This is a genomic window from Kitasatospora sp. NPDC038210 (assembly GCF_055600605.1).
This window is the reverse complement of record NZ_JBVJYK010000023.1, coordinates 58856-74540: the sequence shown is the minus strand read 5'-3', so window position 1 is coordinate 74540 and position 15685 is coordinate 58856. Positions and strand designations below refer to the sequence as shown.

14 protein-coding genes are annotated in these 15685 nt (G+C 73.8%); 4 read left to right on the top strand and 10 right to left on the bottom strand.

The features are described 5' to 3' along the window. Nucleotides 1–46 precede the first annotated feature (46 nt). Nucleotides 47–799, top strand: coding sequence for a glucose 1-dehydrogenase (locus tag ACZ7KX_RS33550; protein ID WP_470329774.1), 753 nt, complete (start codon nt 47–49; stop codon nt 797–799). A 63-nt stretch (nt 800–862) separates the two neighbouring features. Here ACZ7KX_RS33550 and ACZ7KX_RS33545 read toward each other — a convergent pair whose 3' ends face one another. Beyond that, complete coding sequence (locus ACZ7KX_RS33545; RefSeq protein WP_470329773.1) at nt 863–1801, bottom strand: sigma-70 family RNA polymerase sigma factor; 939 nt, start codon at nt 1799–1801, stop codon at nt 863–865. An 81-nt stretch (nt 1802–1882) separates the two neighbouring features. Here ACZ7KX_RS33545 and ACZ7KX_RS33540 point away from each other — a divergent pair, with 81 nt between their 5' ends. Next, nucleotides 1883–2329 (top strand): carboxymuconolactone decarboxylase family protein, encoded by a 447-nt coding sequence (locus ACZ7KX_RS33540; RefSeq protein WP_470329799.1) that lies wholly within the window; start codon nt 1883–1885, stop codon nt 2327–2329. Nucleotides 2330–2365: 36 nt separating this feature from the next. Next, nucleotides 2366–3799 (top strand): MocR-like pyridoxine biosynthesis transcription factor PdxR, encoded by a 1434-nt coding sequence (gene pdxR / locus ACZ7KX_RS33535; protein WP_470329772.1) that lies wholly within the window; start codon nt 2366–2368, stop codon nt 3797–3799. 236 nt (nt 3800–4035) lie between these two features. Here pdxR and ACZ7KX_RS33530 read toward each other — a convergent pair whose 3' ends face one another. The 9 genes from ACZ7KX_RS33530 to ACZ7KX_RS33490 all read right to left on the bottom strand — a co-directional run bounded on the left by ACZ7KX_RS33530 (nt 4036) and on the right by ACZ7KX_RS33490 (nt 14883). Beyond that, nucleotides 4036–4239 (bottom strand): DUF6126 family protein, encoded by a 204-nt coding sequence (locus ACZ7KX_RS33530; RefSeq protein WP_470329771.1) that lies wholly within the window; start codon nt 4237–4239, stop codon nt 4036–4038. A gap of 32 nt (nt 4240–4271) precedes the next feature. Then, complete coding sequence (locus ACZ7KX_RS33525) at nt 4272–4907, bottom strand: helix-turn-helix domain-containing protein (protein WP_470329770.1); 636 nt, start codon at nt 4905–4907, stop codon at nt 4272–4274. A 104-nt stretch (nt 4908–5011) separates the two neighbouring features. Then, entirely contained in the window at nt 5012–6745 is a 1734-nt protein-coding gene (locus ACZ7KX_RS33520; RefSeq protein WP_470329769.1) for a pyruvate dehydrogenase, read from the bottom strand. A gap of 160 nt (nt 6746–6905) precedes the next feature. Further along, nucleotides 6906–9311: a glycoside hydrolase family 65 protein gene (locus tag ACZ7KX_RS33515; RefSeq protein ID WP_470329768.1), complete on the bottom strand. Its 2406-nt coding sequence runs from the start codon at nt 9309–9311 to the stop codon at nt 6906–6908. A 49-nt stretch (nt 9312–9360) separates the two neighbouring features. Continuing rightward, nucleotides 9361–10107, bottom strand: a complete 747-nt coding sequence (locus ACZ7KX_RS33510) for an HAD family hydrolase (RefSeq protein WP_470329767.1) — start codon at nt 10105–10107, stop codon at nt 9361–9363. 98 nt (nt 10108–10205) lie between these two features. Next, nucleotides 10206–11006 carry a VOC family protein gene (locus ACZ7KX_RS33505; protein WP_470329766.1) on the bottom strand — a complete coding sequence of 267 codons (801 nt, stop codon included), beginning with the start codon at nt 11004–11006 and terminating at the stop codon, nt 10206–10208. A gap of 248 nt (nt 11007–11254) precedes the next feature. Further along, nucleotides 11255–11704 (bottom strand): SRPBCC family protein, encoded by a 450-nt coding sequence (locus ACZ7KX_RS33500; RefSeq protein ID WP_402805906.1) that lies wholly within the window; start codon nt 11702–11704, stop codon nt 11255–11257. 126 nt (nt 11705–11830) lie between these two features. Next, nucleotides 11831–13582: an LCP family protein gene (locus ACZ7KX_RS33495; RefSeq protein ID WP_470329765.1), complete on the bottom strand. Its 1752-nt coding sequence runs from the start codon at nt 13580–13582 to the stop codon at nt 11831–11833. Nucleotides 13583–13896: 314 nt separating this feature from the next. Beyond that, nucleotides 13897–14883: a LuxR C-terminal-related transcriptional regulator gene (locus tag ACZ7KX_RS33490; RefSeq protein ID WP_350525412.1), complete on the bottom strand. Its 987-nt coding sequence runs from the start codon at nt 14881–14883 to the stop codon at nt 13897–13899. A 368-nt stretch (nt 14884–15251) separates the two neighbouring features. On the opposite strand from ACZ7KX_RS33490, the gene ACZ7KX_RS33485 reads away from it, so the two are divergent. Continuing rightward, nucleotides 15252–15482 (top strand): hypothetical protein, encoded by a 231-nt coding sequence (locus ACZ7KX_RS33485; RefSeq protein WP_470329764.1) that lies wholly within the window; start codon nt 15252–15254, stop codon nt 15480–15482. Nucleotides 15483–15685: the final 203 nt, after the last annotated feature.

Here is a 15685-nt window from a genome sequence, read left to right as displayed (position 1 = left end):
TAGCGCGAGAGGGTGACAACTCACCCGTCGAACACGTGGAGGAAGCATGACGGAACCACTGCTCCTGGACGGCAAGGCCGCGGTCGTCACGGGCGGCTCGCGGGGCATCGGGCGGGCCGTCGTCCGGCGGCTGGCGCGCGACGGCGCGCAGGTCGTCCTCGGCTACGCCCGCGACAGGGCGGCCGCCGCCGAGACGGTCCGCGCCGTGGAGGCCGAGGGCGGCCGCGCGTGGGCCGTACGGGCCGACCTCGCCGAGCCGGACGCCGCCGAGCGGCTGATGGCCGAGGCCGAGGAGCGGCTCGGCGGGCTCGACGTCCTGGTGAACAACGCCGCCGCGTCCTTCGTCCCCACCCCGCTCGCCGAACTCGACGACGAGGCCCTCGACGCCGTCCTGGCCGTCAACACCCGCGCCGCCTTCAGCACCGTCCGCTACGCCGCCCGCCGGATGCGCGACGGCGGGCGGATCATCAACGTCTCCACCGCGAACACCGTCCGGCCCGTTCCCGGCATCGCCGCGTACGCCGCCAGCAAGGGCGCCGTCGAACAGCTCACCGCCGTCGCCGCCGTCGAACTCGGCCCGCGCGGGATCACCGTCAACACCGTGTCCCCCGGGGCCACCGACACCGACCTGCTGCGCGGCACCAACCCGCCCGAGGCCCTCACCCGGGTGGCCGGCCTGACCCCGCTGCGCCGCCTCGGCCGCCCCGAGGACATCGCCGACGTCATCGCCTTCCTGGCCGGCCCGGACGGCCGCTGGATCACCGGCCAGAACCTGCGCGCCACCGGCGGCCTGGCCTGAAACCGGCCCCCGGGTCCGTCCGTCCGTCGAACGGCCGGACGGGCCCGGGGAGCGGGTGCCCGGTCAGGCCGTGAGGCCCAGGCCGGCCAGGCGGGTCGGGTCGGTGAGGATGTCCATCGCGGTGATCCGGCCCTCGTGGATGGTGAACGACATGACCGACAGCGGACGGCCGTCGGCGAACGACACCACCCCGGGCGAGCCGTTGACCAGGACCAGGCGGCCGTCGGCGGCGAACCGGGCGAAGGTGATCGCCTGGGCGGCGACGTCCGCCGCGCCGCGGCGCAGCACGCTCGGCACCAGCGTGCCGCCGTCGGAGCGGGCCACCACGTCCGGGTCCAGCACGGTCAGCAGGGCGTCGAAGTCGCCGCCCCGGGAGGCCGTCAGGAACGCCTCCACCACCTCGCGCTTGCGGGCGGCGTCGGTGTCCGCGGCCGGCGTGGCGCCCTGCACCCGGCGGCGGGCGCGACTGGCCAACTGCCGGGTGGAGGCGGACGTGCGGCCCAGCACCTCGGCGATCCCGTCGAAGGGCACCTCGAACATGTCGTGCAGCACGAACGCCACCCGCTCCGCCGGGGACAGCGTCTCCAGGACCACCATCAGGGCGATCCCCACCGAGTCGGCGACCAGGATCTCGTGCACCGGGTCCAGCGCCGCCAGCCCGCTGACCACCGGGTCCGGCAGCCGCACCTGCCCCTCCTGCTCGGGCAGCGGATCCTCCCGGCGGGAAGCCCGGGACCGCAACTGGTCCAGGCAGACCCGGCCGACCACCGTGGTGAGCCACGCCCCCAGGTTGCGCACCCCGCCCACGTCGCTGCGGCTCAGCTTCAGCCAGGCCTCCTGAACGGCGTCCTCCGCCTCGGCGACCGACCCGAGGATCCGGTAGGCCACCGCGCGCAGCTGCGGCCGCTCCGCCTCGAAACGCCCTGCCAGCTCGGCCAGTTCGGACTGTTCGGCCGGTTCGGACGGCCGGGCCGGATCGGCCGGGGAAATCTCTTCGCTCATGCTGTCACATCCTCGCGTCGGGATCCGTCGGTCCAGTGACGGACGCTAACCGACGAGGAGATCACCGTGACCACCGCACGCATGAAGAACCCCGCCCTGGTCCTGCCCGACGCGATGAAGGGCGTCCAGGCCGTCTACAAGGCCATGTACCAGGGCGGCGTCTCCCCGCAGCTCCTCGAACTGGTCCACCTCCGGGCCAGCCAGATCAACGGCTGCAGCGCCTGCGTGTTCGCGGGCGTCCAGGGAGCCAAGAAGCACGGCGAGACCGACGAGCGGCTGCACGCCGTCGCCGCCTGGCGCGAAGCACCGTTCTTCACCGACGAGGAGCGCGCCGCCCTCGAATTCACCGAGGCCGCCACCCGGATCGCCGACCGCTCCGGCAAGGCCGTCCCGGACGAGGTCTGGGACGCCGCCGCCGACCACTTCAACGAGGAGCAGCTCTCCGCGATCGTCCTGATGATCGCGCTGACCAACTTCTTCAACCGCATCAACACCACCATCGAGGAGCCCGCCGGCACCTCCTGGTGACCCCGACGGGCCGCCCCTCCGCGCGAGAATGGGCCGGTGACCAGCTCCTGGACCTCCTTCGGCGGCGACCTGCACCTCGACCTCACCGAGCGGCGCGCCGCCGGGACCGGGCTGCGGGCCGCCCTGGAGGACGCCCTGCGCGAGGCCGTCCAGGACGGGCGGCTCGCGCCCGGCACCCGACTGCCCTCCTCCCGGGCCCTCGGCGAGGACCTCGGGATCGCCCGCAACACCGTCGTCGAGGCGTACGGCCAGCTCACCGCGGAGGGCTGGCTCGACTCCCGCCAGGGCTCCGGCACCACCGTCGCCCGGCGGGCCGTACCCGAGGCACCCGCCCACGGCAGGCGGGCCGCGGCCCGCCGGGTTCCGCAGCGACGAACCGCCCGGCACGACCTGATGTCCGGACGGCCCGACCTCTCGCTCTTTCCCCGCACCGCCTGGCTCGCCGCCGCCCGCCGCGCCCTCGCCACCGCACCGCACGAGGCCCTCGACTACGGCAGCCCGCTCGGCCGGATCGAACTGCGGCAGGCCCTCACCCACTACCTGGCCCGGGTCCGCGGCGTCCGCACCGACCCCGACCACCTGCTCATCTGCACCGGCGTCACCCAGGGCCTCGGCCTGCTCTGCACCGCCCTGCGGGAACGCGGCACCCGCACGCTCGCGGTCGAGGAGTACGGGCTGCCGCCGCAGCACGACGTCGCCCGGGCCGCCGGACTCACCACCGCCCCGCTGCCGCTGGACGAGGAGGGCGCCCGGGTCGACCGGCTCGACACCCGCCCCGGCGCCGTCCTGCTCACCCCGGCCCACCAGTACCCCACCGGCGCCCCGCTCTCCGCCGAACGACGGGCGGAAGCGGTGCGGTGGGCGCGCGAGCAGGACGGGTACGTCGTCGAGGACGACTACGACGGCGAGTTCCGCTACGACCGGCAGCCGCTGGGCGCCATGCAGGCGCTCGACCCCGAACGCGTGGTGTACGCCGGAACGGCCGCCAAGAGCCTCGCGCCCGGCCTGCGGCTGGCCTGGCTGGCCCTGCCGGACGCCCTGGTCGAACCGGTCGCCCGGCTGAAGGTCCTGGCCGACACGATGTCCCCGGTGCTCGACCAGCTGACGCTGGCGGAGCTGATCACCTCCGGCACGTACGACCGGCACGTACGGCGCTGCCGCCTGCACTACCGGCGCCGCCGCGACCACCTGGTCGCCGCGCTCGCCGAACACGCCCCGCACGTCCGGGTCACCGGGATCGCGGCCGGCCTGCACGCCGTCCTCCAGCTCCCGCCCGGCTCCACCCCGGAACCCGAACTCCTCAGCCGCGCCCAGGCCGCCGGCATCTCCCTCAACGGCCTCGCCTGGCACCGCGCCACCCCGGACCCCGCCGACGCACCGCCCTCCCTCGTCATCGGCTACGCCACGCCACCGGAGCACGCCTTCCCGGCGGCGGTGCAGGCCCTCTGCGAGCTGCTGCGCAGGGCGTGAGGGTGGGGAGGCGCGGCGCAAGCCCTCTGCGAGTTGCTGCGCAGGGGCGGGCGGCGGTCGGCACGTGAACGGCTGCTCGCAGGCCCTCTCCGAGCCGCCGAGCGGGGCGCAGCGGCGGGCGCTCGCGAACTGTCGGGCGGCGCAGGCGGGTTGGCCGGCCGACGGGTCGGACGGGGCCGGACGGCGTTCCGCCCACCTCCCTCGGGGGTGGAGGTGGGCGGACGGCGGAGGGGCGCCTACTTGTTGCGGCTGCCGAGTTCGAACAGGAGCATGATGAAGCCGGCGAAGACGTGGATGCCGGCGGTGTAGATCACCAGGCGCAGGTAGACCCGCTTGTTGGCCCACTTCCCGGCGTCCATGGTCTTCGGGCCGGTCGGGGTGTCGGCCGCGCCGACCAGGGGGGCCGGGGCGGTGGTGGCGGTGGTGGCGGGATCGGCCATGGTGATCTCCTCCGGATGGTTCTGACGGCAGGTCAGTGGGTCGCGGCGGGGCCGCCGCCGAGGCAGAGTTCGCCGCCGGGGCTCTGCAGCAGGGTGTGGACGAAGAGCAGTTCGACGCCGTTCTCGGACTCGGCGGCGATGCAGTGCGGGGTGAGCGAGTCGTAGTGGGCGGAGTCGCCCACGCGGAGGTGGTGGACGCGGTCGCCGAGGGTGAGTCGGAGTTCGCCGCGCAGGATGTACAGCCACTCCTCGCCGGGGTGGACCCGGACCACCGCGTCCTGGACGCCCGGCGGGACCTGCACGCGCAGGGCCTGCATGGCACGGCCGGGGGCGCCGGCCCGGCGGTAGCCCCAGCCGCCGGCCCGGCCGGGCTCTATGGCGCCGCCGCGGACCACCGGGTCCGGTTCGGCCGTGGTCTCGCCGAGCAGGCCGGACACCGAGGTGCCGTAGGCGCGGGCGAGGCCGAGCAGGACGGGCAGCGAGGGCTGTCGGCGGCCGGTTTCCAGCCGGGACAGATACGCTGGGGAGAGTCCGATCCGTGCGGCGGCGACCTCCAGGGTGAGGCGGCTGCTGAGCCGGTGCTCGCGGAGGCGGGCGGCGAGGCCGACGACCTCCTGGTCGTCGAGCTGGTCGGCTGCGGCGGGGGCGCCGGTGGAGCTGGTGGTCATGTACCCAGTGGACACCCGGCGTGCCGCTCGGGCAAGAATCTTGCCTCAGAGGCAAAGGCCCCGCGAGCGGGGCTCACGCCGGGACCCGCAGGCCCTTCCCCGCCTCACGGCCGCGGGATGTTCCGCAGGTTGCTCCGGGCCAGGTCGATCATGCGTCCGACCCCGCCCGAGAGCACCGTCCGCCCGGCCGCCAGCGCGAAGCCCTTCAGCTGGGCGGCGGTGATGTGCGGCGGGATGGACAGCGCGTTGGGGTCGGTGACGACGTCGACCAGGGCCGGTCCCGGTCGCTCCAACGCCTCGGCCAGCACCTCCCGGACCCGGGCCGGCTCGGTCACCCGCTTGGCCGGGATCCCCATCGCCCGGGCGATCCCCGCGTAGTCCACGTCCCCGTTGTCGATCTCCGACTCGGGGTACCCGGAGACCAGCATCTCCAGCTTGATCATGCCGAGCGCGCCGTTGTTGAACACCACCGTCTTCACCGGCAGCCGGTGCTTGGCCACCGTGAGCAGTTCCCCGAGCAGCATGCCGAGGCCGCCGTCGCCGGCCATCGCGATCACCTGGCGTCCGGGGTTGGCGAGCTGGGCGCCGATGGCGTGCGGGAGGGCGTTGGCCATCGAGCCGTGGAGGAAGGAGCCGATCACCCGCCGGTGGCCGTTGGGCTGCAGGTAGCGGGCGGCCCAGACGTTGTTCATGCCGGTGTCGACGGTGAACACCGCGTCCTGCGCGGCGACGTCGTCGAGGACGGCGGCGACGTACTCGGGGTGGATCGGCAGGTGCTTCTCGATGTCCCGGGTGTACGCGCCGACCACGTCCTCCAGCGACCGGACGTGCTTGCGCAGCATGCCGTCGAGGAAGGCGCGGTCGCCCTTGGCCTCCAGCAACGGCAGCACGGCCCGCAGGGTGGCGGCGACGTCGCCGTGGACGGCCAGGTCGAGCGCGGTGCGCCGGCCGAGGCGGGTCGCGTCGTGGTCGACCTGGACGGTGTGCGCCTGCGGCAGGAAGGAGTCGTACGGGAAGTCGGTGCCCAGCAGCAGCACCAGGTCGGCGGAGTGCAGCGCCTCGTGGCAGGCGCCGTAGCCGAGCAGGCCGCTCATGCCGACGTCGTACGGGTTGTCGTACTGGATCCACTCCTTGCCGCGCAGGGAGTGGCCGATCGGCGCGTTCAGGGCCTGCGCCGCCTCCATCACCTCGGCGTGCGCACCGCGCACCCCGGCGCCGCAGAACAGCACCACCTTGCGCGCCTCGTTGAGCAGCCGGGCCAGCTCCTGCACCTGCGACCACGGCGGCGCGGCGACGGCCTGCTCGGTGAGGAAGTGGCTGGTGCCGGTGGGGCCGGCGGCGGGCAGCGCGGCGACGTCCCCGGGGAAGGCGAGCACCGAGACGCCGTGCGCGCCGAGCGCGTGCTGGACGGCGATCCGCAGCAGCCGGGGCAGCTGGGCGGGGGCGGAGAGCAGCTCGCACCAGCTGCTGCAGTCGGTGAACACCCGCTCGGGGTGGGTCTCCTGGAAGAAGCCGGTGCCGATCTGGCCGGACGGGATGTGCGAGGCGAGCGCGAGGACGGGCAGGCCACTGCGCTGGGCGTCGTAGAGGCCCTGGATCAGGTGGGTGTTGCCGGGGCCGCAGGAGCCCGCGCACACGGCGAGCCGGCCGGTGAGTTCGGCCTCGGCGGCGGCCGCGAAGGCCCCGGCCTCCTCGTTGCGCACGTGCACCCAGCCGATGCCCTCGGCCCGGCGGATCGCGTCCACGACCGGGTTGAGGCTGTCGCCGACGACGCCGTAGACCCGCTCCACCCCGGCCTGCCGGAGCACCTCCACCATCTGTTCGGCCACGCTCGCCACGGGTGCACTCCTTCACTGGGGCGCCGGTTCTCACAGGCACCTGCACACTCCGACGGGCGGCGGGGCGGCGCAGCCGGGGTGGGCCGGACGGGTGAGCGCGCGGGCGCGGACGCCGCGGGGTGCGGGTCCGCGCGGCCGGCGCGGACCCGCACCCCGGGCGCTACTCCGCCGCCAGGTGGTCGTGCTGGCCGAGCTTGCCCGCGGCGAGGCCAGCCTGGGGCTGGCGGCGGGCGGGTTCGCGGCCGGGCGGCTGGGCGAAGCGCTCCTGCGCGGGCGGGGCGGTGGTGGGCAGGGTGACCGGCTTCCCGGACTTGAGCTGGACCGCCTCGCCGTCGTGCCGCAGGTGGAGCACGTAGCCGCGGCGCAGGGTGTACGTCGTCTCCTCGTGGCTGATCCGGACGTCGAGCAGGTGTCCGCGCACCAGCAGCGAGAAGCTGAGCCGCATCAGCCCGGACGGCAGCCGGGGGCGGAAGGACAGCGTCTCGCTGTGGTCGCGCAGCCCGCCGAACCCCGCCACCAGGGCGATGCAGGCCCCGGCGAGCGAGGCCATGTGCAGGCCGTCGCCGGTGTTGCCGCCGAGGTCGTGCAGGTCCATCAGGGCGGCTTCGGCGGTGTAGTCGTACGCGAGGTCGAGCTGGCCGACCTCGGCGGCGATGACCGCCTGGGTGCAGGCGGAGAGCGAGGAGTCGCGGACGGTGAGGCGCTCGTAGTAGGCGAAGTTGCGGGCCTTCTGCTCGTCGGTGAAGGCGTCGCCGCGGACCTGCATGGCGAGCACCAGGTCGGCCTGCTTGACCACCTGCTTGCGGTACAGGTCGAAGTACGGGAAGTGCAGCAGCAGCGGGTACTTCTCGGGCGGGGTGTTCTCGAAGTCCCAGACCTGGTGGTGGGTGAAGCCGTCGGCCTGCGGGTGGACGCCGAGGTCCTCGTCATAGGGGATGTACATCGCCGCGGCGGCGTCCCGCCAGGCGGCGGTCTCCTCGGTGTCGACGCCGAGGGTGGCGGCCTCGCGCGGGTGGCGGACGGCGGCCTCGGCGGCGGCGCGCAGGTTCGTCTGCGCCATCAGGTTGGTGAAGACGTTGTTGTCCGCGACGGCGCTGTACTCGTCGGGGCCGGTGACGCCCTCGATCCGGAACTTCCCGGCGACGTCGTGGTGGCCGAGCGAGCGCCACATCCGGGCGGTCTCCACGAGGAGTTCGAGCCCGTACTCGCGCTCGAACTCCTCGTCCCCGGTGGCCCGGACGTAGCGGGCGACGGCGGCCGCGATGTCGGCGCCGATGTGGAAGGCCGCGGTGCCGGCCGGCCAGTACCCGGAGCACTCCTCGCCGCGGATCGTCCGCCACGGGAACACCGCTCCGGACAGGCCGAGTTGGGCCGCCCGTTCGCGGGCCAGCGGGAGGGTGGTGTGCCGCCAGCGCAGGGCCTGGTTGACGGCGGCGGGCAGGCAGTAGGTCAGCACGGGCAGGACGAAGGTCTCGGTGTCCCAGAAGCTGTGCCCGTCGTAGCCGGGTCCGGTCAACCCCTTGGCGGGGATGGCCCGTTCCTCGCTGCGGGCGCCGGCCTGCAGGACGTGGAAGACGGCGAACCGGACGGCCTGCTGGAGTTCGACGTCGCCCTCGATCTCGATGTCGTTGGTCTCCCAGAACTCGCGCAGGAACGCGTTCTGTTCGGCGACCAGGCCGTCCCAGCCGGTGTACCGGGCGGCGGTGAGCGCGGCCTCCACCTGGTCCCGGACGGCGGGCAGCGAGCGGGTGCCGGACCAGCCGTAGGACATGAACTTGGTCAGCCGCAGCCGCTGTCCGGGCTTGAGCACGGTGGTGACGCTGATCCGGCAGTGGTCGGCCTCGGCCTCGGCGACGGTGTCGAACTTCTCCGGGCCCTCGATGATGTGGTCCATGCCGGCCGCGACCCGGATGCCGCTGTAGCGGGTGCGGTGCACCAGGACGGCCTTGGTGCCCCCGGCGTGGTGCACCTCGGGCTGCAGCGGCGCCTCCAGGACGGCCGCGACGCGCGGGTCGCCCTCGGGGCCGCCGGGCAGCTGCTCGTTGGCGACCAGCTCGGACTGCAGCACGATCCGCACCGGGCCGTCCACCGCCTCGACGGCGTACTCGACGGCCGCGATGGCGCGCTGGGTGAGCGAGACCAGCCGGGAGGAGCGCACCCGGATCGTCCGCCCGGCCGGGGACGTCCACTCGGCCTCGCGGTGCAGCAGGCCCTCGCGGAAGTCCAACCAGCGCTTGTGGCTGACGAGTTCGCCGTACCGCAGGTCGAAGGGCTCGTCGTCCACCAGTAGCCGGATGATCTTGCCGTTGGTCACGTTGATGACGCTCTGGCTGGACTCCGGGTAGCCGTAGCCGCCCTCGCCGTAGGGCAGCGGACGCAGCTCGAAGACGCCGTTGAGGTAGGTGCCGGGCAGGCCGTGCGGCTCGCCCTCGTCCAGGTTGGCGCGCAGGCCGATGTGGCCGTTGGAGAGCGCGAAGACGGACTCGGCGCGGGCCATCGAGGCCAGGTCCAGGCCCTGTTCGGTGATCTGCCAGGGGTCGATCGCGAAGTTGTCGGAGGGACTCATGAGGCCGCCTCCCTACGCCCGCCCAGGGGCCCCGCCCCGCCGCGCCCGCTCACGCTTCGTCCCCCAGGAGCTCGGCGAGGTCGTCGACGACCACGGTGGCGCCGTCGTGGCGCAGTTCGGCGGCCTGTCCGGTGCGGTTCACGCCGATCACCGCGCCGAAGCCGCCGGCCCGGCCGGAGGCGACCCCGGCGAGCGCGTCCTCGAAGACGGCGGCGTGCACCGGCTCGACGCCGAGCGCGCGGGCGGCGTACAGGTAGGTGTCGGGGGCCGGCTTGCCGGGCAGGCCCTCTGCCTTGGCGACGTTGCCGTCCACGATCACGTCGAACAGGTCCTCGATGCCCGCCGCCCGCAGCACGTCGCGGCAGTTGGCGCTGGAGGAGACCACCGCACTGGGCAGCCCGGCCGTGCGCAGCCGGTGCACGTAGGCGACCGAGCCGTCGTACGGCTGGACGCCCTGTTCGCGGATCATCCGCAGCACGGTGTCGTTCTTGGCCCGGCTGATCCCTTGGACGGTACGGGAGTTGGGAGGGTCGTCGGGAGTGCCCTCGGGCAGGTCGACGTCCCGGCTGTGCAGGAAGGCCCGGGTACCGTCGAGGCGCGGGCGGCCGTCCACGTAGGTGTCGTAGTCGACGACGGCGTCGAAGGGGACGAACGGCCCGCCGGTACGGGCGGCTTCGGCGCGCAGGAAGGCGTCGAAGGTGTCCTTCCAGGCCGCGGCGTGCACCTTCGCGGTCTGGGTGAGCACTCCGTCGAGGTCGAAGAGGAAAGCGCGGATGTCGTCCGGTAGCCCCAGCATGGGTGCAGTCTTACCCGGGAACGGGGGGAAGCCGCCCATTTCCCGGCGGCGCGTCGCGGGAAGGGCGGCTTCCGGTTGCCCGGCCAGGCCGCGGGCGGCTACGGGGAGTCGGGCAGCTGCGCCTGGGGCGCCTGGACGACGGCGAAGACCGCGCCCTGCGGATCCCGGACGACGGCCATCCGCCCGGCCTGCATGTCGAACGGCGGCTGGATCACCGAGCCGCCCGCCTTGACCAGGGCGTCCACCGTGGAGTCGGTGTCGTCCACCGAGAAGTACGTCATCCAGTGCGAGGGGGTGCCCGGGGCGAGGTAGCCGGGGATCGCCTGCATGCCGCCCACCGTGCGGTCGGCGACGTTGAGCGAGAAGTAGCCGTCCATGCCCTGGATGGTGGCCGGGCGCAGCCCGAGCGCCGCGCGGTAGAAGCGGCCGGCCGTGTCGCCGTCGGCGGTGTTGAGCTCGTTCCAGACCAGCGCGCCCGGTTCGTTGACCACGCCCGCGCCGATGAAGTCCACGGCCTGCCAGACGCCGAACACCGCGCCGGTCGGGTCGGCGGCGACCAGCATCCGGCCGATCGTGCCGACGTCCATCGGCTGGTACAGGATCGTGCCGCCGGCCGCGGCGATGGCCCGGTTGCTCTCGTCAGCGTCGTCCGAGGCGAGGTAAGTGGTCCAGGCGACGGGCGGCGCGGGCTGGCCCTCGGGCACGACCTGCCCCATGATCCCGGCGACCGGCCGGCCGTTGAGCGCGCACACGGCGTAGCCGCCGAACTCGGCCGGGCCGACCTCGCCCTGCCAGCCGAAGAGGTCGCGGTAGAAGTCCAGCGCGGCCTGCTGGTCGGCGGCCATCAGGTCGACCCAGCAGGGGGTGCCGGGCGGGTACGGATCGGTGACGACGGGCATGGCTGGGCCTCCCGGAGGCGGTGGGTGACCGGCGGTGGCGGTGGCTGACGGTGGCGGGAGCGTCGGTCGGTGCGGGGCCCGGGGCCAGGCCTGGGCCGGGCCGGCGGTCGCGGCCGGTACGACGGGCGTACACCGCCACCATCGGCCCGCCGCCGCGATCCCGCCACCGGACCGCGCCCTGGCGGGCGACCGGTGCCGTCGGCCGACGGCCGGGGCGGGCGCGGTGTTGCGGGGCGGCCCCGGCGGGCTCACGGGGCGTCGTGCCGCCGGGCGGTGACGAAGTACGGCTGCACCTTGCCGCTCTGCGCGTAGTCCTTCAGCCGGACCAGCAGTTCGGCCCAGGTGCCGGCCACCGCCGGGACGCCCTCCTCGCTGCCCGGCTGCCAGCCCCCGTGCCGGAACAGCAGCCGGGTGCGGTCGGGCGCTCCGGGCTGCTCGGCGAGGTCCCAGCTGATCCAGGTGCCGGCCCAGTGCGGCGGGAACGCCCCGGCGTTGGTCCACACCACCCGGTCCTGGTCGGCCCGCTCCACGCGGAGCCGGAACGGCTCGGGGACCTCGGGGAAGTCGAACAGCAGGACGTCCTCCTCCCGGTCCGCGGCGGTGGTCCACCAGGAGGTCAGCCCGTCGTGCGTGGTGAGCGCGGCGAGGACGACCTCACGGGGCGCGGCGATGTCGAACTGCAGGGCGATCTCGGGCATGGGCTCCGCCTTTCGAGACCTGGGTCGAGGCCCGTGGCGGGCCTACGGCCACCATGGCACGACCCCCGGGCCCACGCGCCCCGGGAGCGCTGGTCCGGGGGTCGTCCCGCCGTCCGGTGGCTGCGGTCAGCCGCCGCTGCCGTACGTGGTGTTGGCGCAGATGTCGTCGTCCGCCGAGCGGGCGTCGTTGGTGACGGTGGTGGGCAGCGGCTGCGGGGGGGCGCCCGGGGTGCCGGCCGTCCCGGCGGGCGCGGCGGAGCCGACTCCCGCGGTGGCGGCGAAGTCCTGGCCGACGATCACCGAGATGCCGCGCGAGCTGCCGGAGGACATTTCGGCGCCCGGGAACAGCGCGGCGACCTTCTCGGCGTTCGCCTTCTGCCCGGTGCCGTACTCGATCGTGGTGACCTTGTACTTGGTGCTCGCCGCCTGGCCCGCGGTGGAGGCGGTGAACTTGGCGGACTTCAGCAGTTCGGTGCCCTTACCGGCCAGGCCGTTGGCGGTGGTCCCGTTGTAGACCGCCACCTTGATCGCGGCGTTGGAGGCGTCCCCGGCCGGGGCGGCCGGGGTGGTGGGCCCGGGCTGCTGCGGGGCCGGGCTGGTGCCGGACGCGTCCGGCTGCTGGCCGGTGGCGTTCTGGCCGTCGATGGTCTGGTCGGCCTTGAGGGTCTCCCAGAGCTTGTTGGCGTCCGGCTGGACCAGGTCCAGGTCGGCGTCCTGGGTGCGGTAGCGCCAGGGCGCCGTCACGAACTTCAGGTCGTGCATGTCGATGTTCTTCATCGACAGCCCGAAGGAGAGCAGCTTGTCCGCGGAGTCCAGGCCCGGGTCGACGGTCAGCGACTTGGTGGCGGCGTCGGCGAGCGGCAGGAGGGTGGTGGGGCCCATCCCGTCCTTCTTGATCTTGCTGGCGAGGGAGCTCATGAAGGCCTGCTGGCGCTTCATCCGGCCGATGTCCGAACCGTCGCCGATGCCGTGCCGCAGTCGCACGTAGTCCAGTGCCTTCTGGCCGTCCACGGTCTGCTTGCCCTGCGGGAGGACGAGGGCGCCCTTCTTGTGCAGGTTGGGGTTGATGTCCCCCTCGTAGATCGGCTGCGGCAGGCAGATGTCCACGCCGTTGACGGCCTTGGTCATCGCGGCGAAGCCGTTGAAGTCGACCACGAGGGTGTGGTCGACCCGGATGCCGGTGAGCTTCTCCACGGTGTTCTGGGTGCAGGCCGGGTTGCCGTCGTCGCTGCCGCCGGTCGAGAAGGCCGCGTTGAACAGGTCGGTGTTGCCGCCCTTGGTCCACTTGCCGTTGGGCAGCTTGCAGGACGGCAGCTGGACCTTGGCGTTGCGCGGGATCGAGATGCCGACGGCGTGCTTGTGGTCGGCGTAGACGTGCAGCAGGATCGTGGTGTCCGAGCGGGCGCCGCCGTCCTCGCCACCGCCGAGGTCGGCGTTGTTCTTGCCGCGGCTGTCCGAGCCGATCAGCAGCACGTTGACCGGCTTGTTGCCGTCCGCGTCGGCCTTCGCCTCGGGCGGGCGGTCGCCGGCTATCGCGTCGGCGTCGAAGGACTTGATGTTGGCGTTCAGCTTGTAGTAGATCGCGCCGCCGGTCCCGGCGATCAGCACCAGCACGCCCGCCGCCGACCAGGCGACGATCTTCTTCACGTTCTTCTTCGGCTTGGCGTTCTTGCGCGCCGCCGCCCGTCCGCCGGCTCCGGAGTCCGATCCGCCGCCGGCGCGGCCGCCCTTGCCCTGGCCGGCGGCACGGCGGGCCTCCGCGCGTCCGCCGCCGGAACGCGGCGACGGCACGGCAGCGCCGCCCCTCTTGCCCCCGGTCGTGAGCGCACCGGACTCGTCCCCGCCCCGGGCCGGGCCCTTGTCCCGCTGACCTGACATGCGCGTACCTTTCACCGACGGAAGCGACGCCCCGGACGATCTGGCGCACCGCACACAGAGAGACGGCCCCAACCGTTCCCAGGTTGCACATACGACCGTCTGCATCAACCGACGATCGTGGCTTCCGATCATATTTTGGCCCAACACGGTCATGGACCTCCGGTCGGTGGGCAAACCCCCCGACACCCGGGCAACCACCAGGCAGAACACCCGAAACCACCCGATTCCGACGTGACTTACGCCACTACGGCTCTCCGATGACGGGCGGTGCCGGGGCGGCCGCGGCGGGCGGTGCCGGGGCGGCCGCGGTCGGCTCAGAGCCAGCCGCGGCGGCCGGCCAACAGGCCTGCCTCGAACCGGCTGCGGGCGCCGAGCCGGTCCATCAGGTCGGCCATCATCCGGCGCACCGTCCGCAGGGAGAGGCCGAGGTGCTTTCCGGCCGCCTCGTCGGTGTAGCCCTGACCGAGCAGGCGGAGCAACTCCTGCTCCTGGCGCGTCAGGCCCTGTTCGTCCCGCTCGCGCGGGGCGCCGAAGGGGGTCGCGTCGGCCCAGGTCTGCTCGAACAGCGAGAGCAGGGCGGTGATCACGCCCGGCGAGGAGATCTGCACCGCGCCCTTGCGGGTGTTGGCCGGGTCGATCGGGACGAGCGCCACCCGCCGGTCGATGACCATCATCCGCAGCGGCAGCGCGGGCACCGTCCGGACCTCGCAGCCCAGTCCGGTCAGCCACTCGGCGTGCCGGACGGTGGCCCGGTCCTTGCGGACGCTGTCCAGGTAGACCGTCCGCATCGCCACGCCGCGGGCGAGCAGTTCCTCGTTGGCCGGGCGGCTGGCCTGGAGCGAGGCGGCGGACTGGGCTCCCCCGGGGTTGAAGGTGAGCAGTTCGCCGGAGACCGAGCGGATCAGCTCGTCCAGCCGGGCCTGCACGGTGGCGAGCCCGATCAGCCGCTCCAGCTGGCTGTCCTCCCGGGCCGACTCGTCCCTGTACTCGGCGAGCAGGTTGGTGATCGCCGCCTGGCGCCGCTCGAACTCCTGCTGGGTGCGCTGCTGGACGGACTCGTAGTGGCGCAGCAGGGCGGGCAGTCCGACCCTCGGGTCCACCGGCCGCAGGCCGCCCGGGAGCTCGCCCGGGAGTTCCTCGGACGGCCGGAGCAGCCGGAGGTCGGCGAGCTGGTCGAGCGCGTCGCGGACCTCCGCCTCGCTCAGGGCGAGCTTCTCGGCGAGCCCCTTGGCATCGAGGTGATGATCCGTCAGCATTAAGCGGTAGACCGCCTGTGCGGCGTTGTCGATCCCGTCCAGCATCGGCGCACCACCCCCGCAGTCCGTCCCCCTCGACCGGCAACTTCGACCGGGAAGTTGCCGCCTGATCATGCCAGGGCGGGCGGACCGGGACAACCGTCGAAAGCCCCACCGCTGCGGCTCGCGGAGAGGCCGGCGCGGGAAAGGTAATGGAATGGCAATGGCACCATCGTGCCAGGGCGATCTTCCTGCCGTCCCGAACACCTTCCGGTCCCCCTCGGCGTGCAGCAGACTTCCGGTCGTCGGGGAGCGGCGAGCTCCCCGGCCGGGCCCGCCGATGACCGCGGACCGCCCCCGCCGGCGGTCGACCGCCGCGGCTGCGGAAATGCCCGGCATCCGCTTCCGAAACTGCGCTCGTCCTGGGGGATTCCATGCTTTCCTGCCGCACGTTCGCCTGTACCGCCGCCGCCGCTGCCGCCCTCGCCGTCGGCCTCCTGGCCGGGACCGCGCAGGCCACGACCGGCCATGCGCCGACCGCGCGTCCGGCGTCCGTCGCCTCGCCGTCCGCCACGCCGGGCGACCCCACCGACCCGGTGCCCGCCACCACGGCGAAGCCCCGGGACCCGGGCATCAACACGCCGGGTGACTGGCGTTGGGAGTGACCGGCAACAACGCCGACACGGACTGCACATGACGTCTCCTCACCGATCGCCGACCGCCGGGCAGCGCGGTCGGACGGTGCGGGACTCCCCGGTGGACGCACCCGGCCGCCGAGCCGGGCGGCGGAGCCGACCCGTGTCGCACCCCACCCGTCCGCGCCGCCGGTGCGCCGTCCGCGGGCACCGGCCGGCCGCCGCACGCCCCC